We start from the raw sequence: 20,942 nt of genomic DNA on the forward strand, positions 1-20,942 counted from the left end.
TCGGCTCCCTTTTTCTAGCTTCCAATTCAGGCTCTTGACAGCTTGTACGTAGGTCTTTGCAGCCTACGCGTGTAATGGTTGTTGATCGTGTTCGCGCTGCTTGGGGTCGACTGGCGTCGTTCCTGAGCCATGAAGCAAGCTGAATACCGAAGGCACGAAGACAAGCGTCGCCACAGTTGCACAGAGCAGTCCGCCAATCACGGCGCGGCCGAGGGGAGCATTTTGCTCGCCTCCGTCACCAAGCCCCAACGCCATCGGGATCATGCCAATAATCATGGCGAGCGCAGTCATGCAGACTGGGCGAAAGCGTGTTGCGCCTGCTTCAATGGCCGCGAGTATCGCATCCCCGTGCTCGGCTAAACGGAGCTTAGCGAACGAGACGACAAGAATGCTGTTCGCGGTGGCCACGCCCATGCACATGATGGCGCCCATCAGCGCTGGCACACTAAGTGTCGTGTGGGTGAGAAAGAGAAAGATGACGATGCCCGCCAGTGCTGCCGGTAGTGCGGTGATGATGATGAACGGATCCAGCCAGGACTGGAAGTTCACCACGATGAGCAAGTAAACAAGCACGACTGCGAACACCAGGCCGCCGAGCAGCGAAACATAGGAACTGCGCATTGTTTGAACCTGGCCGCGGACGGACACAAACATGCCGCGTGGCAGCGTCTTCTCGTGCCGGTGAACGATGGCTTCCACATCCTTCGCAACAGCGCCCAGATCACGGTACTGAACTGCGCCATAAATATCGATTACGCGGCGAATGTTGTAGTGATCCACGACGGCCATTTCGTGGCCGCGCTCAATTGACGAAAGATCTCCGAGAACCTCCGGGGTTGCGCGCGGCGCTGCCAGCGACGAGTTGATAGGAATGTTCTGGACATCCTGAAGGGTATCCATGTGGTATTGCGGCGTCTGCGCCGCGAGATTGTAATCCACGCCGTTTTTATAGTTGAGAAAGAACATGGGCGTGATCTGAAAGCTGCCGCTTAGAGTGTTCAACATGCTCTGCGCCACATCGCGAGTCGTAAATCCGCCTTGCACCGCCTTGGTCCGATCTATATTCACATTGAATGTCGGATAATCCATCGGCTGCTGAATGCGAACATCGACCAAACCGGGAACTTGCCGCAGTTCCTCCAGCATTGCAGTCGCTTCCCGCGTGCTCGCCTGGACGTCGTCGCTTTGGAACTGAATGTCGATAGGAGCCGGCAGGCCGAAGTTAAGAACCTGGGTCGTAATATCGGCTGGCAGAAAGTAAAAGTGTGTTCCAGGAAACTCGCGTGGAAGCTGTCTGCGCAGATCCCGCACGTAGTTTGCCGTGGGGCGATGATTCTCATTCAAGCTAACCATGATGTCGCCATCCTCCGCACCGACAATGCCGGAGGTGCTATGCATCGTATTCATCGGGCTGTAGGGCAGGCCGAGATTGTCGAGGATATTGTTGAGCTCCTTACCCGGGATTTCGCGACGGATCGACGCTTCAATCTGGTCGCTCAACCGCGCAGTCTCTTCGATACGGGTTCCTGTTTTTGCGCGTAGATGCAGAATGAACTCGCCCGAATCTGTATTGGGGAAGAAGTCCTGGCCGAGGAACGGCGCCAGCAGGAAAGCACAGAGGCAGGCGCAGAGGAAGACGGCAACAAAGACCTTGCGCGAAAGGACGAGCTTCGTCAGCAGGGCCTCATACGCGGAGCGAACACGCTCAAACAATTTCTCGAAACCGCGTTGGAAATGGACCAAGGGATTTCTGCTGGTTTCATGCTGCTTGGCCTTGAGCAGATACACGGCCAGCGTCGGCACGAGTGTGCGCGACAGAATATAGGAGGCGATCATCGCGAATATTACGGCCTCACCCAGTGGCGCGAAAAGAAAGCGGGACACGCCTTGAAGGAAGAACATGGGCAAGAAGACGATGCAGATACAGAGAGTGGAGACAAGTGCCGGTACAGCAATCTGCGCTGCGCCTTCGAGGATAGCCTCACGCAACTCGTAGCCCTCCTCAACAAATCTTTCGATGTTCTCGATCGTCACGGTGGCATCATCGACCAGGATGCCGACGGCCAGGGCCAGCCCGCCCAGGGTCATTGTGTTGATCGTCTCTCCAACCATGCCGAGGATGATCACGGAGCTAAGAATGGAGAGCGGAATGGAGATCGCGATGATGAGCGTGGACCGCCAACTACCCAGAAACAAGAGGATCATGAGGGCAGTAAGGGCGGCAGCTATAACGCATTCTCGAATTACGCCAGAGACAGCCGCGCGGACAAATACGCTCTGGTCGCTTAATGGCGTGATCTTGAGGCTGGGCGGAACGATTTGCAGAACGCGTGGAAGCAAATCGCGTATGCCTTTCACGACACTCAATGTCGATGCATTGCCGGCTTTGAGCACGGTGATCAGCACACCACGGTGACCATCTTGCCGTACCACATTGGTCTGGAATGCATAGCCACTGCTGACGGTAGCCACGTCGCGGATATAGACGACCGCGCCGTTGACCTCCTTGATCGGCAACATGCCAAGTTCATCAATGGTTCGGGGTGCGGCATTGGTGCGGACGTCATATTCCTCGGCGCCCACCTTTACCGTTCCGGATGGAAGGACCACGTTCTGAGCGTTCAAGGCGTTCAACAGGTCGCCCGGCGAAACTCCTTTTGACTGCATCTTGTTCTGGTCCATGTTGACCGTGATCTGCGGGCTCTTGCCCCCATAAGGAAGCGGCAACACGGACCCTGGCACGGTCACCAGCTGGGGCCGAACCGCGTTTTGACTTAGGTCGGCCAATTGCTGCTCATCCAGGCCTTTACCGGAAACGCCCAATTGAAGAATGGGTACGCTAGAGGCGCTGAAGTTGATGATTTCTGGCGGGAGCGTCCCGGGGGGAAGTTGGCGCAGTTCGTATTGTGAAGCCGCGGTGATCTGCGCGTTGGCGGTATCAAGGCTCGCGCCCGGCTGCAGGTAGAGCTTGACTACCGATACGCCGTTGTAGGTTGTCGATTCAATGTGCTCTATGTTGTCGACCAGCGAGGTGAGCACCTTCTCGTACGGAGTCGTGAGCCGCCCCTCCATCTCCTCGGGGTTCAAGCCGGTGTACTGCCAGGCAACTGCCACAACCGGAATGTTGATGTTGGGGAAGATATCGGTTGGCGTCCGCCCGATCATGACGGGGCTCATGATGAGGATGAGTAGCGCAAGGACGATGAAGGTGTACGGTCGGTTCAGAGCTAGTCTAACAATCCACACGGTTCGAGTGCCTTTCCGCTGCCGGCTCTAGCGATCTGCCGGAGAAACGTCTTCGCAATCTTCGATTCGAAAGGGGAAAGGGAGGACTCGCGCTTTGTTCTGAGCAGATCTATCTCAAAAACAGATAGGAAAAATGAGATAGACTTTTACGCATGGAACTCAGGCATCTACGCTACTTCAAGGCGGTTGCGGAGAACGGAGGTTTTGCACGGGCGGCGCGTCTTCTCCACGTGGCTCAGTCCGCCATCAGCGGGCAGATTCGCGATCTCGAGGAGGAGCTTGGAGTTCCGCTTTTTGATCGAGCGAAACGGCAGATCCGTCTTACCTACCACGGCGAGCTCTTCCTGAAGGATGCCAAGACTTTGCTAGCCTCCGCCGACAGTGCTGTCGCCAATATGCAACGATCTCTTCGCGGTGAAGTCGGGACTCTGACCATCGGTTTTTTCGCTGGAGGTACCGGGCCATTTTTTCCGGCAATCATCAAAGAATTCAAGCGCCGCTTTCAGGACGTGCAAGTTTCACTGGTGGAGATGACGACCCCGATGCATCACAAGGCCTTGCAAGCCGGAACTATTGATGTAGCGTTCACTCGGCCCGCACCACCATCGGACGCGGCAACTTTACATCTCGAACATCATCTACACTCGGACCGCCTCAGTGCGGCGATGCTCAAAAGTCATCCTCTGGCAAAGAAGCGCAGCATTTTTGTACGCGAACTGGCTGACGAACGATTCATTGTGGTTGACCGCAATAGTGCGCCGTTCTCTTTTGACAAGGTGATCTCTCTTTGCACGGAAGCCGGCTTTTCTCCCCGGATCGGGACTACGGCTTCGAATGCGGTCGGTGCTGTCGCGCTTGTCGAAGCGGGGGAGGGCGTAGCCATCTTGTCACACGCTTGGCGCGGGAATGGAGTGGTGTTCGTTCCCCTCGCCGACCGCATGGCATTCATGGACCTCGTGATTGCCTGGGCGCCACAGCACGAGAATCCTGTTCTCCGTTCATTTCTGGACGTGGCCCTCAAGAAACGGAGAAAACCATAACCAGACCTGTCTACAGGTGAAAGCGCCGGTCCATGAATCTGGGGGCCCGGCAGGATTATGACTAGGAACGCCGGACTTCGGATGTCGTGGAGGGCTTTTCAGCAGAGATTTGGTGTTGCAGGGCGCTGAGTCTTCATGGGAGAAATCGCGAACGTGCGAAATGGATGTGAAGTCGAACCACGAAAGCACTGAATAACCGATCAGGTTGGCCTCCGGATAGCACTATATGTCATCTGGCTGCCGCACTCGGTCAAGTTCGATAGCCGCCTCGCGCACGAACTCATCGATTCGCGGTCGGAACTGATAATGTCCTAGGCCACTGGTGCCGTTCTCACGTCCTGGCCGAGGATATTCGTATTTTCTTTCGCAGCCTGCGCAAGTAGAGAGTCTCCCTCGTTTTCGGAAGAGTGCTCATACTTAAGCCGTGTCAGTTCATTGCATCTTCCTGACCCGAACCACTTGCCTGTGTCACCGGCTATCGGGACAACTGGCATTTGGCGAAGTTTGACGTTTTGATTCCTGACAGCACACCACAACGCGAAAAGTGTCAACTCCCTGCGGAGGATCCAGCACGAACGACTGCTCGCCGTCACGGTTGCACGGGACGGAAAGGACAAGGTCGGGTTTAGTTGTCTGTTTCGGACTCATCGGAGCAGATTGACTCTGGCAAGGTCGTGAGCGCTCGGAAGCCGGAACACCCGCCTGACAATCCGCAATCACTCCAGATTCAATTGAAAAGGGACGCCCGAATTCGGGTGAGGCACCGCGGGTTGTTGAAAGAGACACTTCACGGTGAGCAACGTTTAAGTCCGGACGGCTTCCTGCGATGCATCTCTTGCATGAGCGGGGATAGGTTGATCGTGCCTGGATTGTTGCAAAACTTGTTGAAGTCTTCATTTCAATTACCCCCTGCAAAGGACCGAAATTATTCTGAACCGGTCGCCAACCGGCGATGCGGCGAACTGCCTTCCATTGCCGCCACAAAGATCGAAGGAAAACAAAAACAGCAATCTACGTGAATAGCACCGGAAGAGCGGATTGCAATGCAGTGGAATGGTGCCATCAGGCCATGTAGTCATGGTGTCTCGCTTTCTGTTGGGTATCTATCTTGTTGTTCTCTGTCACGACATGCGCCTCAGAAACGCGGTCGGCGAAACGCAGCCTCGGCTCAGTCGAATGGCATGGCGCCCTCTGATGTTGCGCTTCCGCTATCCGTTTGTCGGCAGCGAAGCAATCCATTGATCGACGGTAAGAACCGTCGCCGAACGAGGAAACAGGTTTGTCATCAGTTCCTCATGCAGGCTTGCCTTGGGATCAGCACATGCATCGGAGAGAATTGTCATGCTGTAGTCTTCATCCGCCGCCAGCGTAAATGTCGACAGGATGACGCCGCTGGTTGCCACACCCGCCATCACCAGATGCTTGATGCCTTCGGAGCGCAGGACCTCATTCAGGTCATTGCCGCTGAACGCACAGAACCTGTCCTTGTCCACAACAATCTCATCGTGTCCTGGCTGCAGGGTCGAGATCAGTTTGCTTGCATCGGGTGGGATCAGGTTCCTCGTCTTGATGAGTGCAAATGCTTTGTTGCTGTCCGCAATGTCTCGGTATCCCTCACGGAACTTCACCTTGCTGAACACCACCGGCAGCCCAGCTGCGCGTCCGGCCTTGAGCGCGGCAGCGGCGCGTTGCGCAGCACTCTTCGCATAGGGCTGGTCACCAATGCCAACCTGAAAGTCCAGAATAAGAAGGGCGGTATCTGAAGCCTGCGACCTGGCTTGCGTCTCCTTCTTCCACGTTGATGCATAAGCTAAGGGCGACGCCACCGTTGCAAGTGTGGCAATAAGTCCGGAACGCACAAATGCTCTGCGAGATAGCGTTGGGCCAGTATGAACTGCGGGTGACGGCGAACTGATGTTGTCCCTGGCGGCCGTAGTCATCGCGCCCCCAGTCCCGGACGTTCCATCCCCGTCTTCTCGACCGTGGGAGTTGCCTTTTCCGAAGCGAGAAAGTCAATGAGGCGTTTGGCTGCCTCGGGATTCTTAGCACCTTTCACCACAGCGGCGGCGAGTACCTGGACGAACTGAAGATCGGCGGGGATCGTGCCGACGAAATCGACACCTCGAACGGGCAGGATTTCACTTACGGGCAGAACGACCATCTCCACTTTTCCGCTGGCGACGTCGGCCGATGCCGCATCGGAGAGCTTATCCACCAAGGGGCCAGCGATGCCAAGCTGCGGGAATACTGTGGTCTTCAGGTAGATCCCGGAGGTGCTTTGGATGCCGATGGAGTTCGCTTGAAGCAGCGTTTGTTTGAAGGCGTTCACCGTACTGATGTCCGGATCGGGTGTGCCGGAGCGCACACCAACTCCCAGCGGGACGCTGGCGAGATCGACGTCTGAACCTGGAACGATTCTGCCCTCCGCTGATAGCTCGGCGAGCCCCTCCCTCGATAGGATGACCACGTCGGCGGCCTGACCGCGGCGAAGCTCAGCGTCGATCGTCGTGGGTCCATCACCCTGAGAGGCTCCGCGCATCGTGGTAACTGTAATGCCGGTGCTTTTCTCGAATTGGGGCAGAAGCTCCTGATAAGCGGCGGAGAAGCCGCCGGAGGTAAGAACTGTAACCTGCGCAGGCAAGCAGGCGGGCAAAGCAAAGATCAATGGGATCGCGAACGTTAGTCTCTTCGGTGTCATGGTTGTTCCTTTCAGGTTGTTTGTTCGCAAGTTTCGCTTGCGAACAGGTGGCGATCCGGTCAACACAAATGTCGTGCACGGTGGTACCGGAACGCCGTAGAGCGAAATATTCTCGCCGATCATGCAATCGAATTTTCCTCGAACAGGCGGCCGACCATGGTCGAATCGAGGTAGGCGCGCACGCGAACGATCAATCCGTCCTGAAAATAGACCACCCAGCAGTAGCGGTTATCGAATCGCATGCCGTTCCTGGCTGTCGCCAGCGAATGAAGCTCGACCACAGCCTGATCGCCTTCGACGATCACATTCTCGGTATGCAGCTGAGCGCCATTGGGAAGAACCTGTCCCAGCTTTGCGAAGGTGCCTTCGATGAAGGCCTTCTTGCTGAGGTAGTGACCAGCCAGAGGGTGCGTTCCCATGACTATCCAGTCGACGTTGTCGGCGACATGTTCGAAGAAAGCAGAGCCATCGCCGCTCTCCAGTCCTTTGAAGAGTTCGCGAACGCTTTCGTGTGTAATTGCCATCTGTGTAATTGCCATCTGAGTTTCTCCTTGGTTTTGGGATTTTCGCTTGCGACTGAATCCGTTGCGGCAGCCTCAAGCGGAGCTTACAAACAGATAGAGTAGGATTTTGTCCATTCGAAGCACGCTTTGTTTCGAACGCGGCGTTCGCTTTTCTCGATAGGAGCCAGGATATGGAACTGCGGCATCTCCGCTACTTCTGTGCCGTAGCAGACTGGAATGGATTTAATCGCGCTGCCCGTGCGCTCCATACTTCACAGTCTTCTATCAGTGCGCAGATTCGTGATCTTGAGCGAGAGATCGGTGTGAAGCTGCTCAATCGCACGCAGTCGCAAGTAACTCTGACGAGTGCGGGTGAGCGGTTTCTGGAGGAATCGCGCAAAGTGGTCGCAGCTGCCGATCGCGCGGTCGACATCGCGCAACGGACGGCAAGAGGCGAGATCGGATCGCTCACGATCGGCTTTCTGATTTGGGGAACCGGCGCGTTCTTTCCGGGAATCATCCGCGGCTTTCGTCAACTCCACCCGGCTGTGCAGCTCTCGGTGATGGAAATGCTCTCGCGAGCGCAGCCGGAGGCGTTGCTCAATGGTTCGATTGACATCGGCTTCACCCGGCCGCTTGAGCCTCCTTACGATGCCCAGCTCCGCTCCGAACTGTTGTATACGGACCCGGTGGTGGCCGTACTTCCCGCAGATCACCGGTTGGCGGGCGGACCGCTCCGGCTTCATGATCTGGCCAACGAACGCTTCGTGGTATGCGACAGAAACATCGCACCCACCTTCTTCGATAAGATCACTTCACTCTGTGCGCAGTCAGGTTTTTCGCCGAACATTGTTCAGACGTCGAATCTCGTTTCCAGCGTGCTTACCTTGGTAGAAGCGGGCGAAGGCGTAACGCTGCTCCCTTCAGGCCTCCAACATAGGCGGTTCAGCGATCTCTCCTTCTGCCCGCTCATCGATCCGGGGTGCGGCATCGATTTGGTCATGGCGTGGTCTCCAAATCGCGAAGGAGAAACGCACAAATCCTTTCTTGATTTCATCCGAAGCAAGAAAAAAATCATCCTAAGCTCACTCAAAATCGGATAGTTGTGTTCATGGTTCTTGTCCCTCGCCAAGCTCATTAGACAGATGATTGGCTATATCGACGTGATCCATGTGGACGAAAAACGTCAGTACCCTATCGGAGCTGCTCCGCGGGATCAGGCGTGCGCGGTGGATGGAGATAGAGCGGAGCAGGTCGGATAGAACCGGCTTGTCGGAAATTGACCTCGAACATCCATTTCATCGCATCACCTGAACCGATCGAAAGCGAAGCGCTTCCGCGTCAAACTCCCCAGTCTCAACATCCCGAAAATAGACCTTGTAAAAGTCCTCTTGGACCTGCTCGAAGCCGAGAATCTCAAATCGAAAGACCTCGCTAATGAACACCCTGTCTTTATGCCAGCTGATGTCGCCGCTGTTGTTAACTCTCCGAAGTTCAAATCCCTTCGGATGAACGTACTCGATTAGATTGCGCGGAAGCGTCATCGAACTCGGTTGATAAATGCTGCCAGGAGTTGCATTGTTCAGTCCCTCATGAGGTCGCTCGTAGTTGAAGTCCTGTCTAAAGCGGTCGAACTTTTTCTGCTGGAGCCGTAATGTCAAAGCTGCCGGCTTAGTTGTCTCCTCCTTGAGGGTTCGATGCATTCGTTCATGACGTCCGTTCTGCTGAGGACGCCCAGGCTGAATGCGCTCGTGAGTGATCCCCAGCTTCATCCATCCGAGCGAGAGCTTCGACAGGCCGAGCAAGCCCGTCCCAGCGAACGGCGCGCCATTGTCCGTTCTAATTCTCGAAGGCATTCCATACTCCCGCATCGCTGCTTCGCAAATGGCTCTAACTTGACTCAGGTCCATCCGGGAAACGATCTGGCAACGGATCAAGTAACGACTATGGGCGTCGGTGATTGTAAATGGATCGCAACGGGAACCGTCACCTGTAGCGAAATACCCCTTGAAGTCCATGCACCAGAGTTGATTGGGTGCTGTTACCTCAGAGAAAGGCTCCGAGTATGGCGTCGCGCGCCGCTTCTTGCGCTTCCGACTCGTGAGGCCCGCTCGTTGAAGAATATTGCCGAAGGTACTGGCCACCGGCCACTCCACGCTCGAATCCAGCTGCTCTAGTCTCGCCTTGAGCTTCCTCGCTCCCCAAGAAGGATACTTGCCGCGCAGTACCAATATCGCATTCTCGATCGTCTATGGAGTCGCATGCGAACAGCCGTGAGGCTTGCTGCTGAGATTTAGCAGCCATTCGGGCCCACTCTCTTTGTATCGATTGATCCATCGATAGCCAGTGGGCCGCGACACTCCGAACTCGCGGCAAAGTTCTGAGACTGACATTTCTTCCTTTTGGTAGCTCGACAGAAATTGCAGACGTTGATCCACGATACGACTCTCTTTCCAGGGCATACCGCATCATCGTGCGCAAGACCAAAGTCAGGAACCATAAGGGTCCACGTCCTATGTAACGCAGGTCCTTGGTCTGTTTTGTAACGCAAGTGCGAAGTACACTCAGGAGCTCCGCCCCTCGCGCGCGCAAGCCGTGTCCCCAGTCTTCCGCGCTGCGCTTGTGCAGACCTCCGCTCACGCTCCGCCCTTTCCATTCCCGCTGCGCTTCATTCCAAGGGTGGGTGATCCCCCTCTCCTTGCACTTGGTACCCCCGCGTTCGCCACGTGGCGTCCGGCATGTGAGGTACATGCCGCGCTCACGGCATGAAAAAGCAACAGCAAAAGCGAGGAGGAGCAATGAAGAAGGCAGGCACCCGCAACAGGCCGAGTATCTACCAGACCGTCGCCGACCGCATTGTCTCAAGTCTCAAGGCCGGCGTAATTCCTTGGGAAAAGCCTTGGAAGGCCCCAAGGAGCTTGTCATCATGCAGGACAGCAGCGCATTCCAATACATCGCCATTGACCAGATTCACGAGTCCACCACTAATCCACGCCTAACCTTTGAGCAATCGAAGCTCGATGAGCTTGCCGAGTCCATCCGCCAGCATGGCGTCATTCAGCCCATCACGGTGCGCCCCAATGCAGATGGCTGAGATTGTCGCTGGAGCGCGTCGTTTCCGTGCCGCGCAGCTTGCAGAACTCTTCTCCATTCCCGCGCACATCGTGGAGTTAGACGATGCCGCCGCGATGGAGTGGCAACTAGTCGAGAACTCGCAGCGCGTGGACGTGCACCCTTACGAAGAGGCGCAGGGTTTCCAGCGCCTTTTAGATATGCCCGGTTATGATGTGCCCGCACATGTCGCCAAATCCGGCAAGAGCGCATCGCATATCTATGCGCGTCTCTCCCTCTTGCAGCTTGTCCCCGAGATAGCCAGAGCCTTCGTGGAAGAGCACATCACCGCCAGCCACGCCAACCTCATCGCCCGTCTGCCGCAGGAGCATCAGACCGCCGCCTTCGAGCGGTGCTGGCGCAAGGACTGGCAGGACAATGAACCCCACTTGCTTCCCGCCAAACATCTCGTGGCGTGGATTGAGACCAATCTATATCTTGCCCTTGTGGAGGCTCCTTTTGACCGCGAGGACGCAACCCTTAACGCCCACGCAGGAGCCTGCGCGACATGCCCCAAACGCAACGGCTACAACACCAGCCTCTTTGCCGACGTGCAGGGCGATCAGTGCTTAGATGGTGACTGCTACCAGTCCAAGGTTGCAGCCCATATCGACCGCGCACTTGCTGAGAACCCGCGGCTAGTGCAGATTGAAACATCATGGCGTCCGTTGAAGGGGCAGCGTCCCGGCACGTTGCAGAAGCACGACTACCGCGTGCTGGACGTGCCCGACAATCCAGATACGGAGCCGCCTTGCCCCCACACCAAGACCGCACTGATTGTCTTTGGTCGCGGTGCCGGGAAGACCGTCACAATTTGCGTGGAAGGGGAATGCCCAGTGCATGATCCCGCCACGTCAGCGCGGCTTGCCAAAGAACAGGCCGAGAACCCGGAACCTGTCATGGCTCCCGCACCTGAGGAGGAATCCGAAGAGGAGGCCCAGGCGCGACAGGCCGAGTACGAACAGCAACGAAAGGAGTACGAGGCCGAGCAGGAACGCAAAGACGCCGACCGGCAGGCTGAGTTGGAGCGGCAGCAAAAGGAATATGAGGCCGAACAGAAGCGGCGTGACAAGCAGCACAAGGAACGAATCGCCGCCTTGGAACGGATCATCGAAAACGCCCCCGCCGTCCTTGATGCAGTGCAACTTCGCTTCATCTTGGAGCTACTAATTCACCTCTCTCCCGATGGGCTCTTCGAGGAAGCCGCCGAGCACTTCGTCGGCAGCGACGAGAGCCACAATAAATGTGAGGACGAAATCCTAAGTGAGGCAATGGCGGCCTGTGCCGACAACAAGTATCGGGAGGGCGGCTTTTGAGATCTGGCAGCCGTATCGATCGACCTACAGCGTCGGTACCTTCAAGGATGTGTTTAACAAATGCACGATTTACTATCGCCAGTCTGTCCGCTCGATCCACTTCTGCGTCTCGCCAAATTCGAACGCTTTTGCCAATACTGGTAGGAGAGGACAACCACTGGTTGGGGCGTTAGATTATCTGGCGCGTCTGACGGCAGAAATATTCTCCCCAAGAATGCAGGAACTCCAAAGAACTGGAATGCATTGCCCGACATAAACAGGACGTCTACATCTTGGGGAACCCCCGACGTTGTTTCAGCTTCGGGGTGCTCATCCATCTCAATGAGTTCCTCGATCGATTTGGCTTGGCGTAACTGCCGAATCTGCTCTCTGAAGATTGCCGGTGTGTACTCTATCTCAAGTTTTTCGCGATAGGTCAGTTCCACGATACGATCAGCATTCCGATAAGGATATGGGTGGAGAACGATATGCTCGAGCAAGCTGAGTACGGATATAGCTGAAGAAATACCGAGAGATAGTGAAAGGATCGCGACGATTGAGATCGCGGGGCGCCTTAACATTTGCCGGATTGCGAACTTAAGGCCGGTGAACAGGGTAGGCACGTATCGACTCAGCTTGGAAGTGCACTACTCGACCGGTTCATCTTATCAGCATTTCAACCGGACCGCGTAGTACAGGTCATCCCTGACGTCTGGGAAATCCAGCCTTTTCGCCAATTGCAGTCTCTGCACATTTCAAATATTCTGCCTTTCAACCCTCGTAGATCCACGCCAATCCCTCAAAACATCTCTCAGTTCACAACTTTTTGCAATTTGTTGCGTCGCTGTGACATATTGCACAATTCCCTGTTCTAATCTCAGTCCGATAACAAATGGGCTACTTTCCCGGAAGCGACAATATGAAGCTTCATGTACAACACTGGTCCGATCGCTGGCGCACTCTCGTGCTCATGCTCGCCGTCATCCTGCCCGCCATTGCTCTCATTGCGTTCGGGCTGCATCATCTCTGGACGATCCAGAAGGACGAGGCCATCGAGGCAGCCTTCCAGCGGGACTACCAGCGCACCTTGGCCATTGCCGAAAAACTGATCGACGGGCGTGCCTATGATATGGCCGAAGAGGCCATCGCAAAGTTCCCATCCGCAGACCGCTCCGATGACCTCGACGCATTCCTCAAGGACCACCCGGATATCGCCCATGCTTTTCTGTGGTCAGGAAAGGGCGATTTTGAATTCCGCTCTCAATCCTCCCGCATGATGCACGACCGCCAGTTCTGCTCCGAAAGCCAATCGCTCTCATCGGATTTCAGAGATTGGTGGGACATGGATGGCAAGGACTATATCGCCAAAATCAACAAGATGCAGGCAGCGTCCGGACGGGGCATACTCTTTATCCAGCATTCCCTCACCAGGGGCGACAAAATGCAGTATCAGTCTCTGGTGTTGTTCACGCCCCGGAACTCCAATCCTGAGCATCCTACCCTCGCTGGCTTCATCTATGACACCGACTATCTGAGAAACAAGTTTTTTCCGCAGGTTTTGAACGAGGTATTGCCTGACCAGATGGAGAACGATACCTCACACCCGCAAAAAGGGCTGATGGTCCGCTATGAGAGAGACGACTACCCGCTGGCAACCTCCATGTATTGGGATGGTGGCTCGTCTGAGGTAGAACGTCCATTCAAGAACATCTTTCCCGGTCTCATTCTCGGAATGAAGCTCCGCGGAACCACGATTGCAAACGTCAGCAATCACTTGCTGCGAAGCAGCTTCCTCATGCTGGGCTCGCTTTCCCTGCTTATGGGCGCTGGACTGATCCTCACCTACCGCAACGTTGCACGCGAGCTCGCGCTGGCAAAGCTGAAATCCGATTTCGTCTCCAACGTCTCCCACGAGCTGCGCACACCGCTCGCGCTCATCCGCCTCTATGCCGAGACGCTGGAGCTCGGCCGCATCTCCACCACCGGAAAACAGCAGGAATACTACGAAATCATCCGCAAGGAAAGCGAACGGCTCACTTCGCTCATCAACAATATCCTCGACTTCTCCCGCATCGAGTCCGGTAAAAAAGAGTACACCTTCCGCGAAACCAACGTAGCCGACCTGGTACGCAGCACTCTGGAGTCGTATCGCTTTGAAATCGAGCAGAACGGCTTCCAGTTCGAGCAGAAGATCGACAGCGATGTGCCGCCGCTCTGGGTTGACCGCGAAGCCATCGCCCGCTCGCTCCTCAACCTTGTCAACAACGCCGTCAAATACTCTTCAAACGAAAAGTATCTCGGCATTCGCCTCTACCGCCACAACTCCGGCGTCAACCTCGAGGTCGTCGATCACGGCATCGGAATCCCCGCGAAGGAACACCTCAAAATCTTCGAAAAGTTCTACCGCGTCGGCGATCCACTGGTGCACAACACCAAGGGAAGCGGACTCGGCCTCTCTCTGGTGCGCCACATCGTGCAGGCGCACGGAGGGGAAGTTGCCGTCGAAAGCTCGCCTGGAAAGGGCAGCAAGTTCATCATCACATTACCGCTGCAAAGATTTGCGAATGGGGTATCTGCATGAAGCAAGAAAAAACAAAACCAACCGAAGACCCGAGGCCAGCCCGGATCCTCGTCGTTGAAGACGAGCCCAACATGGTGGCCGGGCTTCGCGACAATTTTGAATTTGAAGGCTACGAAGTCCTTACCGCGCGCGATGGGATCGAAGGGCTCGAGCGCGCCCTGCAGGAGTCTCCCGATCTTGTGGTACTGGATGTAATGATGCCTCGCATGAGCGGCCTGGAAGTATGCCGCCAGTTGCGCGCCAAGCGCGCCTCCATCCCCATCATCATGCTCACCGCGCGCGGTCAGGAAGTCGACAAAGTTGTTGGCCTCGAACTCGGTGCCGATGACTATGTCACGAAACCATTTTCGATTCGCGAATTGCTGGCGCGCGTGAAAGCTATTCTGCGGCGCACGGCAGCCGTTCCCAAACAGCAGGATCAGCACTCCTTCGGCGATATTGAAGTAGACCTTCATCGCCGGCGAGTCGTCAAATCCGGCAAAGCGCTCGATATCTCCTCCAAGGAGTTTGAGCTGCTTCAATATTTCATCTGCCATTCTGGCGAAACGCTAAGCCGGGATCGCCTTCTCGAAGAGGTGTGGGGATACGAGAATTACCCCACAACCCGGACCGTGGACACGCACCTGGTGCGCTTACGCCAAAAGCTGGAGCCCGATCCTGAGCAGCCGCAGTACTTTCTCACAGTGCATGGAACAGGCTATCGGTTCGTCGGTTAGAAACCAGGGCAATAATCGAAACGAGGTGGGTTTTGAACGCAGGGAGAATGCTGGGAAAAACCAACGGCGAGAACGAAAACCGCAACATACCCTCGCTATCGACGCCGCCATTGAGCGCGCCACTGCAGGATGAGCTGGACACGCTACAGCGAGAGAAACTCGACTTGCATTCGCAACTATTCGAGGCAGGGCAGATTCAACGTAAACTGAGTGGTGCGCGGGAATTGCATCACGGATGCCTGCAGTTCGCCAGCGAGGTTTTTGCGGCGCGTTTCCTTTCGGGGGACTTCACCGTATTCCTGCAGCATGGTTCCCGGGTTCTCGCCGCGCACGGAGATATCGCCGGAAAAGGTATTGCAGCGGGAATGTGGTTCACAAACCTGGCGGGACTTCTGCAGAGCTATGGCCACCCGGATTCGGATCCCGCCAGAATCGCCTCCGAGATCAATCGTCACCTCTGCTATCTGCGGCCTGTAGCACCGTTCGTCACTGCATTTCTCTCGCAGGTTGATTGCACCACGGGTGCAGTGGGTTATTGCAATGCCGGCCACTTTCCGCCCATATTGCTTCGAGCGGATGGTCGAACGGAGTTGCTCGAACAGGGCGGCCCATTGCTTGGCGCAATCGAGCGCGCTAAGTTCAGTTCGGGCGAGGTCGTTCTTAAACCCGGCGATACCCTTCTGGCCTATTCCGACGGCGTACTCGAATGCCGGAATGCGGGCGGAGAGGAGTACGGAATGGAGCGTCTGATGGAGTCGTTCCGACGCGCCAAACAGGAATCCGCCCACGCGACGCTTATGGTACTTCTCGCCTGGCTGCAGGATTTCGCAAACGGCAGCCCCGTCTGCGACGACGTTAGTTTGACCGTGATTCAGCGCGACACGGAACCGATTGCGACCACCAAAACCAACTAGTCTGACAGGCAATAGTTGGCGCGGCGTGAGCTTTGTTGCGATTCAAGATACGACTAATTTCTCGTCCTCAAATGAGGCCCGCAGCCACTCGAAAATGGATTCGCCAGAAACGTCCCCGGCATCCCGGACACAATCACCGTCCCATCGGGATTGAAGTACGCCGTCCTGTATTCGCCCTCAGGAAGATCATTCAACCTCCTCCAGTTCTGCCCGCCATCAACACTGGTGTACACACCAGTGAGTGCAGTCACCACCTGATGACTCGGTCTCGACGGATCAACTTCAATCCCATACGCGCGAATATTCGGCCCCGTCTCATCTTCATCTCTGTGATAGACAAACTCCGCATGCGTCACTCTTGCCACGACGTCCGCGCTTACCGGTTCATATATGCCCCAACACGCTGCGAGATGCAACCCGCCCGCCGTGTTGATCGCGTGGATCGCTGAATCCGGTTCCACTCCTCTAACAAGAGTCCACTTCATCGTGTGAAGATCCAACCGATAAGCCTGATCACCCGTCCCCACATATAGCGAGTCCGGCCGCGCCTTCCCCGGCTTGTCCCATTGCATTGATAAAATATCCAGATCGGTTGGAATCTCCGGCAGCGGCCCATCCCTCACCCACGCCCCACCGCGGCCCTTGTGATAACTCACGATCTGCGGACTCATGTCAAAGTAGCCGTAGCCCACAATCAGCTTTCTCCCGTCGGCCGTCATCTTCGCTGCCGCCGCCCTTACCGGATCCCCCTCCTTCTTCGTAATGCTGATCCACGGCCTTTCATGTGGAACCCGCGGCCCCGCGATGTACCTCACCATCGCATCCGATGCATTCACCCGCGGAAAAACCTGGAACGCCCCTTTCTGCGTCGTGATCACAAACTCCGCCCCACCAGGAGCAACACTCAACCCGTTGCGCAACCCCTCATCAATCCGCGCATCGAAATACTTCGAATCTATTCGCGCCACCTGTGTCCACGTCTCTCCGCCATCGGTTGACTTGGAGATGTACAGCGCCCGCTCTTCCGCCGGAATCTTATTACTCAGGTCCGCCGTCAGACCCCACACCACATTGCGGTTCCTGGGACTGGGATCGCTGGCTATAACTTCAATGAATTCTGCGTCGAAATCGTGACTCCCCGGCAGACTCTTCACCCGCCGTACATAGCAACTGTCCGCGTTCTTGTTCGTATTCCTGCTAGGGACTGAACTCGATGTCTGGCCCCATCCCATCAAAAGAGGTACGAGGAGGACAAATCCGAGCGGCAGTAACTTCGCAACCTTCATGGACCTTCGACTCGTTCTTGGTGACGCTACTCAATCCCCTGACTATGCAAACCAAATTGGGATGGGAAGAGCCTGAATTATCCCAGCGTTACTGTTCGTCTCGCTTCCGCAACCCGAACGCCGTCGGAACGTTTGCCTATCATTGTCATCTGCTCGAGCACGAAGACGGAGACATGATGGGAACCATCCAGGTCTTACCGAAATCCACCGACACAACAAAATAGTTACGACTACCAAAGATGAATCGTAGGGACGGATTGACGGATCAGTCCTTCCAAACCGCTGCCCTCTCACACACTGAGAACGGCAAATGGAGAGTCACGAATAAGCGCATATGTGAGGTCGGTCAAGCGTCCACGCGACCCACCGCTCGAGCTTCGCCCAATAATCAGGACATCGATATCGGACTGGGTAATCGCTTCAATCAGAGAATTCTTCAAGGAACCTGCAACTACCTGACTTGGGATGGATAGTCCAAAACGGCTTTGGAGTGTATTCATGGCGTTAGTTGCATCGCGGATCTCGGCAAGATGAAAATCGTCCGTCTCGCCTGACGAAGAGCGCCCTCTGTGCTTCCCTACATCGACGACATGCATGAGAGAAAGCGCGGCGCCGGCCTGTTCTGATAGAGTCTTGCCCGTGCGTAGAACCATCTCTGAATATGGCGACAGGTCAAGCGCGCATATCCATTCTTTGTGTGTTAACGGCCTGGGAGCAATGGTTTCAGCGTGTCTGCTCGTAAGCACCGGACAAGGCGCATCGTTGATCACTCGTGCCGTCGTAGACCCCAAGAGAGTTTGCCGGAACCGGCCGGCATGGGTTGGCATGATGATGAGATCGAAGCTGCCTTCACTCGCGAGGTTTGAGATCTCGGTGGCAGGATCTCCTATGAGCAGAACACGAGGCGAGTTCGTTATAGGAAACTCGGCCGCCAGGAAAGATGTGAGCCTCTCACTGCGTATGGCTCTGTGATCTTCCACGATGTCAGCCGCCGGTCTCACATAGAGTTCATATTGCTCGAAAATATCGAGATCCCCGGGGTCAATCACATGCACTAAAGTGACTGTTGCATTGGACAGAGCAGCGGCTCGTTTCACATACGCACCCATGGCGCGGCAGGAAGCCGAGAAATTTACCGGAAAGAGAATCTTTTCAACTCGTGACATACTTTCATTCACCTCGTGCCTCTATCTGTCATCGGTCTATGGCTCTGTGGACCGCGGATAACGCGCTCCACTCTTACGACCAACATCGCCACATTGTGAGATTCTCTCGCGGCTGCCTTGGATTCAATCGACTGCCCGCCTGGTGTGCGTTCTGTCATCCCCCGCACGATTAGAGGATTGCGGACAATCAGGCGAACCATCCGCGTGGAGTCGGAATGGCTCCAAGCCAAGATAAATACACTCGAGGAGCAGCTAGGAGTTGCGGTTCAGAACAGCGAACGCGGTGGTAGCACACTTTTCGAAATGGCGGCAGCAACGGTAATCATCGGCTCATTTACTACCTGGCTCAACTGCAGCTTCATGGCCACGCTGCATAGCAGATACGCGTGCACCGGCTCAATACTCCAATGCTCAGTGAGCAAATCAATCATGCGATCCGTGGCGTGGCGCGCCGCCTCAAGAGCATCTGTCGCCGACTCCAGCACCAGCCAGCTTCCCCGGTCCGCTTCCGTCTGCGTAGCTGCAGATTCTAGTAGTGGGCCTGCCAGAAACTTCGCCTTATGCAGATTGAATCGCAGTGTTACGTCCGACGGGCATTCGATGCCGTTGATGCACACTTCACCATCGCCCTGCGCCGCATGCGCATCTCCGCAGGAGAACAAAGCATCCGGCTGCTGCACCGGTAGGTACAAAGTCGACCCGGCGTACAACTCACGCACATCCAGGTTGCCGCCGAATATCCCCGGCGCGCGCGTGCGAAATTCACCCCGCTCTGCGGGGACGACCCCCATAATTCCACAAAAAGGCCGCAGCGGAACCGCTGCTGGCGCAAGCGACCGTGTTTCTGTTTCGTCGAGATCCCAGTGAAAGAGGAACGGCCCACGAAAGCGCTGCTGGAGAAAGCCCATCCCCTCGATCACGCTTGACCAGCCCCATCCCTTGTGACGCACCTTCAGCACGTCGATCTGCAGCACGTCGCCAGGGGTTGCACCGTGAACGGCGACAGGCCCGGTCAATGCATGGACCTTCCCTCGATCAATGGTCGTCAACTCCTGAGCCGTCATTCCCGGATGGATCTGCGCTCCGCTCGAATCCTGACATTCGAAATGGACAACGTCACCGGAGGTGATTGTGAGGCGTGGCGGCAGGTCAGCATTCCAGCGCGAATGCGTCGGCTCGGCGCTCAGCGCATGCTCGGCCATCAGGCTTCCACCCCCACAACCATCTGCAATTCAACCAACGCATTGCGAGGCAGTCCGTTCACTCCGATCGCAGCCCGCACATGCCGTCCAGCTTCGCCGAATACCGCCATCAGCAGATCGCTCGCTCCGTTGATTGCTTTCAGTGACTCCGCGAACTCGGGCACGCCATTCACATAGCCGTTCACGGAAACGATGCTTTTGACTTTCGCAAGCGAGCCGAAGTGTGTTCGAGCACAGCTGCGTGCTCCGATGTATGCGTCTTCCACCGTACCATCCGCGCCTGCAGTTCCAGTGATGACTCCGTTGACTTCCTGCGAAATCACGCCGGCGAGAAACATAAGAGAGCCTGCGTCTTTGCAAAACAGTAGTTGCCGCCGGGCTTTGGCGGCGGCGGGAGTTCCATACCAAGCTGCGCCTGCGCTGCATGATGATCCATGATGGAGCCACTCTAGCACACGCCCCCGCCGGCACTTGGCAACAATGCGCACGCGCTCCGCGACCGCCAAGCTAATATGGAGCATGTTTTCCGCGACGTCAGCTGCGCGGTGGTCGAAGACGCTTCTCCTTGCATCCGTCGCGCTGTTCTTCACGCTTGTCGTCTTTAACAACACGACCGACTTCTACTCCAATTACCAATTCGTCCAGCATGTTCTCTCAATGGATTCCACGTTTCCGGGCAACCGGGCTATGTGGCGCGCTCTACATCCGCCAGCGATTCAGCTGGCGTTCTACCTCGGCATCATCGCATGGGAGCTTGTGAACACCGTCCTCTGCTGGGTGGGAGCTGTCGCGCTCTTCCGTGCCCACAACTTGCCTGCGGGAGTTTTCACCCAGGCGAAGCGAATCGGAATCATCGCGCTCACGGCCGGTCTTCTACTGTGGCTCGTCGCATTTCTTTCAATCGGCGCGGAATGGTTTCTCATGTGGCAATCCAAGCAGTGGAATGGGCAGGAAGCCGCCTTCCGCATGTTCACGGTTGAGGCCCTGATTCTTGCTTTGCTTCTCATGCCGGAACCCGCGCCAGCGCCATAATGAAGTCTCATCAACTCCTTTTATAAGGTCGTTTATCTCCTCTGCCAGCAATGGGATGCACGGGGCTTTACCACCCGTCAAAAACCGGCCGAATTTTATTTATTGCGTTTCGGTGAATTTTGCCCTACGCTGGTCCCTAACTTTTGCGGTAG

General features: G+C 55.9%; 20 protein-coding genes and 1 pseudogene. 10 read left to right on the forward strand and 11 right to left on the reverse strand.

Annotation, left to right across the window (positions count from 1 at the left end; translation table 11 throughout):
- Positions 1–63: 63 nt before the first annotated feature.
- The gene (locus tag H7849_RS10355; RefSeq protein ID WP_186746281.1) at positions 64–3,246 is read right to left on the reverse strand and encodes an efflux RND transporter permease subunit; all 3,183 of its coding nucleotides are present in this window, start codon (positions 3,244–3,246) and stop codon (positions 64–66) included.
- 152 nt (positions 3,247–3,398) lie between these two features.
- On the opposite strand from H7849_RS10355, the gene H7849_RS10360 reads away from it, so the two are divergent.
- Positions 3,399–4,286, forward strand: coding sequence for a LysR family transcriptional regulator (locus tag H7849_RS10360; RefSeq protein ID WP_186746283.1), 888 nt, complete (start codon positions 3,399–3,401; stop codon positions 4,284–4,286).
- A 1,208-nt stretch (positions 4,287–5,494) separates the two neighbouring features.
- On the opposite strand, the gene H7849_RS10365 is transcribed toward H7849_RS10360, so the two are convergent.
- The 3 genes from H7849_RS10365 to H7849_RS10375 all read right to left on the reverse strand — a co-directional run bounded on the left by H7849_RS10365 (position 5,495) and on the right by H7849_RS10375 (position 7,523).
- A complete protein-coding gene (locus H7849_RS10365; protein WP_186746285.1) occupies positions 5,495–6,145 on the reverse strand; it encodes a cysteine hydrolase family protein in 651 nt (216 codons plus the stop codon).
- Positions 6,146–6,222: 77 nt separating this feature from the next.
- Complete coding sequence (locus H7849_RS10370; protein ID WP_186746287.1) at positions 6,223–7,107, reverse strand: substrate-binding domain-containing protein; 885 nt, start codon at positions 7,105–7,107, stop codon at positions 6,223–6,225.
- Positions 7,104–7,523, reverse strand: coding sequence for a nuclear transport factor 2 family protein (locus tag H7849_RS10375; protein WP_222439794.1), 420 nt, complete (start codon positions 7,521–7,523; stop codon positions 7,104–7,106). Before H7849_RS10375 ends, H7849_RS10370 begins: the two co-directional genes overlap by 4 nt.
- A gap of 155 nt (positions 7,524–7,678) precedes the next feature.
- Here H7849_RS10375 and H7849_RS10380 point away from each other — a divergent pair, with 155 nt between their 5' ends.
- On the forward strand, positions 7,679–8,590 hold the full coding sequence (locus tag H7849_RS10380; protein ID WP_186746289.1) for a LysR substrate-binding domain-containing protein: 912 nt from the start codon (positions 7,679–7,681) through the stop codon (positions 8,588–8,590).
- A gap of 195 nt (positions 8,591–8,785) precedes the next feature.
- Here the strand turns inward: H7849_RS10380 and H7849_RS26805 are convergent, their stop codons facing one another.
- Both H7849_RS26805 and H7849_RS26810 read right to left on the reverse strand, forming a co-directional pair.
- On the reverse strand, positions 8,786–9,643 hold the full coding sequence (locus H7849_RS26805; protein ID WP_349627466.1) for an integrase core domain-containing protein: 858 nt from the start codon (positions 9,641–9,643) through the stop codon (positions 8,786–8,788).
- A 93-nt stretch (positions 9,644–9,736) separates the two neighbouring features.
- A complete protein-coding gene (locus H7849_RS26810) occupies positions 9,737–9,949 on the reverse strand; it encodes a helix-turn-helix domain-containing protein (RefSeq protein ID WP_285288946.1) in 213 nt (70 codons plus the stop codon).
- 336 nt (positions 9,950–10,285) lie between these two features.
- On the opposite strand from H7849_RS26810, the pseudogene H7849_RS27725 reads away from it, so the two are divergent.
- The 3 genes and pseudogenes from H7849_RS27725 to H7849_RS10395 all read left to right on the forward strand — a co-directional run.
- Positions 10,286–10,366, forward strand: a pseudogene (locus H7849_RS27725) (hypothetical protein); the annotation flags it as partial.
- Positions 10,367–10,386: 20 nt separating this feature from the next.
- A complete protein-coding gene (locus H7849_RS26815; protein WP_490337734.1) occupies positions 10,387–10,581 on the forward strand; it encodes a ParB/RepB/Spo0J family partition protein in 195 nt (64 codons plus the stop codon).
- Entirely contained in the window at positions 10,574–11,914 is a 1,341-nt protein-coding gene (locus tag H7849_RS10395) for a ParB/RepB/Spo0J family partition protein (protein WP_490337733.1), read from the forward strand. Before H7849_RS26815 ends, H7849_RS10395 begins: the two co-directional genes overlap by 8 nt.
- Positions 11,915–11,967: 53 nt before the next feature.
- Here the strand turns inward: H7849_RS10395 and H7849_RS27400 are convergent, their stop codons facing one another.
- Positions 11,968–12,474, reverse strand: coding sequence for an ABC transporter permease (locus H7849_RS27400; RefSeq protein ID WP_432756547.1), 507 nt, complete (start codon positions 12,472–12,474; stop codon positions 11,968–11,970).
- A gap of 338 nt (positions 12,475–12,812) precedes the next feature.
- Here H7849_RS27400 and H7849_RS10405 point away from each other — a divergent pair, with 338 nt between their 5' ends.
- The 3 genes from H7849_RS10405 to H7849_RS10415 are packed head-to-tail and all read left to right on the forward strand — an operon-like array spanning position 12,813 to position 16,104.
- Entirely contained in the window at positions 12,813–14,474 is a 1,662-nt protein-coding gene (locus H7849_RS10405; RefSeq protein ID WP_186746295.1) for a sensor histidine kinase, read from the forward strand.
- Positions 14,471–15,190 carry a response regulator transcription factor gene (locus H7849_RS10410; protein ID WP_186746297.1) on the forward strand — a complete coding sequence of 240 codons (720 nt, stop codon included), beginning with the start codon at positions 14,471–14,473 and terminating at the stop codon, positions 15,188–15,190. Before H7849_RS10405 ends, H7849_RS10410 begins: the two co-directional genes overlap by 4 nt.
- A 47-nt stretch (positions 15,191–15,237) precedes the next feature.
- The gene (locus H7849_RS10415) at positions 15,238–16,104 is read left to right on the forward strand and encodes a PP2C family protein-serine/threonine phosphatase (protein ID WP_186746299.1); all 867 of its coding nucleotides are present in this window, start codon (positions 15,238–15,240) and stop codon (positions 16,102–16,104) included.
- Positions 16,105–16,157: 53 nt separating this feature from the next.
- Here H7849_RS10415 and H7849_RS10420 read toward each other — a convergent pair whose 3' ends face one another.
- Positions 16,158–17,390, reverse strand: coding sequence for a beta propeller repeat protein (locus tag H7849_RS10420; protein ID WP_186747941.1), 1,233 nt, complete (start codon positions 17,388–17,390; stop codon positions 16,158–16,160).
- A 44-nt stretch (positions 17,391–17,434) separates the two neighbouring features.
- Between H7849_RS10420 and H7849_RS26445 the strand changes: the two genes are divergently transcribed.
- Entirely contained in the window at positions 17,435–17,614 is a 180-nt protein-coding gene (locus H7849_RS26445) for a multicopper oxidase domain-containing protein (RefSeq protein WP_251106733.1), read from the forward strand.
- A gap of 66 nt (positions 17,615–17,680) precedes the next feature.
- Here the strand turns inward: H7849_RS26445 and H7849_RS10430 are convergent, their stop codons facing one another.
- The 3 genes from H7849_RS10430 to H7849_RS10440 all read right to left on the reverse strand — a co-directional run bounded on the left by H7849_RS10430 (position 17,681) and on the right by H7849_RS10440 (position 20,279).
- Positions 17,681–18,556: a universal stress protein gene (locus tag H7849_RS10430; protein ID WP_186746302.1), complete on the reverse strand. Its 876-nt coding sequence runs from the start codon at positions 18,554–18,556 to the stop codon at positions 17,681–17,683.
- Between the two features lie 266 nt (positions 18,557–18,822).
- Positions 18,823–19,758: an acetamidase/formamidase family protein gene (locus tag H7849_RS10435; protein ID WP_186746304.1), complete on the reverse strand. Its 936-nt coding sequence runs from the start codon at positions 19,756–19,758 to the stop codon at positions 18,823–18,825.
- Positions 19,758–20,279 carry a RidA family protein gene (locus H7849_RS10440; protein ID WP_222439795.1) on the reverse strand — a complete coding sequence of 174 codons (522 nt, stop codon included), beginning with the start codon at positions 20,277–20,279 and terminating at the stop codon, positions 19,758–19,760. The genes H7849_RS10435 and H7849_RS10440 overlap by 1 nt, the downstream gene beginning before the upstream one ends.
- Between H7849_RS10440 and H7849_RS10445 the strand changes: the two genes are divergently transcribed.
- Complete coding sequence (locus H7849_RS10445; protein WP_186746306.1) at positions 20,278–20,790, forward strand: DUF2165 family protein; 513 nt, start codon at positions 20,278–20,280, stop codon at positions 20,788–20,790. The two genes, H7849_RS10440 and H7849_RS10445, sit on opposite strands and share 2 nt — an antisense overlap.
- The last annotated feature ends 152 nt before the right edge of the window (positions 20,791–20,942 follow it).

The organism is Alloacidobacterium dinghuense (genome assembly GCF_014274465.1).
GTDB lineage: Bacteria > Acidobacteriota > Terriglobia > Terriglobales > Acidobacteriaceae > Alloacidobacterium > Alloacidobacterium dinghuense.

Excerpts from the sequence above, each read along its gene's own strand:
- H7849_RS10415 (WP_186746299.1), top strand. The coding sequence starts at position 15,238 with ATGCTGGGAAAAACCAACGGCGAGAACGAAAACCGCAACATACCCTCG.
- H7849_RS10440 (WP_222439795.1), bottom strand. The coding sequence starts at position 20,279 with ATGCTCCATATTAGCTTGGCGGTCGCGGAGCGCGTGCGCATTGTTGCC.
- H7849_RS10430 (WP_186746302.1), bottom strand. The coding sequence starts at position 18,556 with ATGTCACGAGTTGAAAAGATTCTCTTTCCGGTAAATTTCTCGGCTTCC.
- H7849_RS26445 (WP_251106733.1), top strand. The coding sequence starts at position 17,435 with ATGCAAACCAAATTGGGATGGGAAGAGCCTGAATTATCCCAGCGTTAC.
- H7849_RS10380 (WP_186746289.1), top strand. The coding sequence starts at position 7,679 with ATGGAACTGCGGCATCTCCGCTACTTCTGTGCCGTAGCAGACTGGAAT.
- H7849_RS10420 (WP_186747941.1), bottom strand. The coding sequence starts at position 17,390 with ATGAAGGTTGCGAAGTTACTGCCGCTCGGATTTGTCCTCCTCGTACCT.
- H7849_RS26810 (WP_285288946.1), bottom strand. The coding sequence starts at position 9,949 with ATGCCCTGGAAAGAGAGTCGTATCGTGGATCAACGTCTGCAATTTCTG.
- H7849_RS10375 (WP_222439794.1), bottom strand. The coding sequence starts at position 7,523 with ATGGCAATTACACAGATGGCAATTACACACGAAAGCGTTCGCGAACTC.
- H7849_RS10360 (WP_186746283.1), top strand. The coding sequence starts at position 3,399 with ATGGAACTCAGGCATCTACGCTACTTCAAGGCGGTTGCGGAGAACGGA.
- H7849_RS10395 (WP_490337733.1), top strand. The coding sequence starts at position 10,574 with ATGGCTGAGATTGTCGCTGGAGCGCGTCGTTTCCGTGCCGCGCAGCTT.
- H7849_RS10445 (WP_186746306.1), top strand. The coding sequence starts at position 20,278 with ATGTTTTCCGCGACGTCAGCTGCGCGGTGGTCGAAGACGCTTCTCCTT.
- H7849_RS10405 (WP_186746295.1), top strand. The coding sequence starts at position 12,813 with ATGAAGCTTCATGTACAACACTGGTCCGATCGCTGGCGCACTCTCGTG.
- H7849_RS10370 (WP_186746287.1), bottom strand. The coding sequence starts at position 7,107 with ATGATCGGCGAGAATATTTCGCTCTACGGCGTTCCGGTACCACCGTGC.
- H7849_RS10410 (WP_186746297.1), top strand. The coding sequence starts at position 14,471 with ATGAAGCAAGAAAAAACAAAACCAACCGAAGACCCGAGGCCAGCCCGG.
- H7849_RS27400 (WP_432756547.1), bottom strand. The coding sequence starts at position 12,474 with ATGTTAAGGCGCCCCGCGATCTCAATCGTCGCGATCCTTTCACTATCT.
- H7849_RS10435 (WP_186746304.1), bottom strand. The coding sequence starts at position 19,758 with ATGGCCGAGCATGCGCTGAGCGCCGAGCCGACGCATTCGCGCTGGAAT.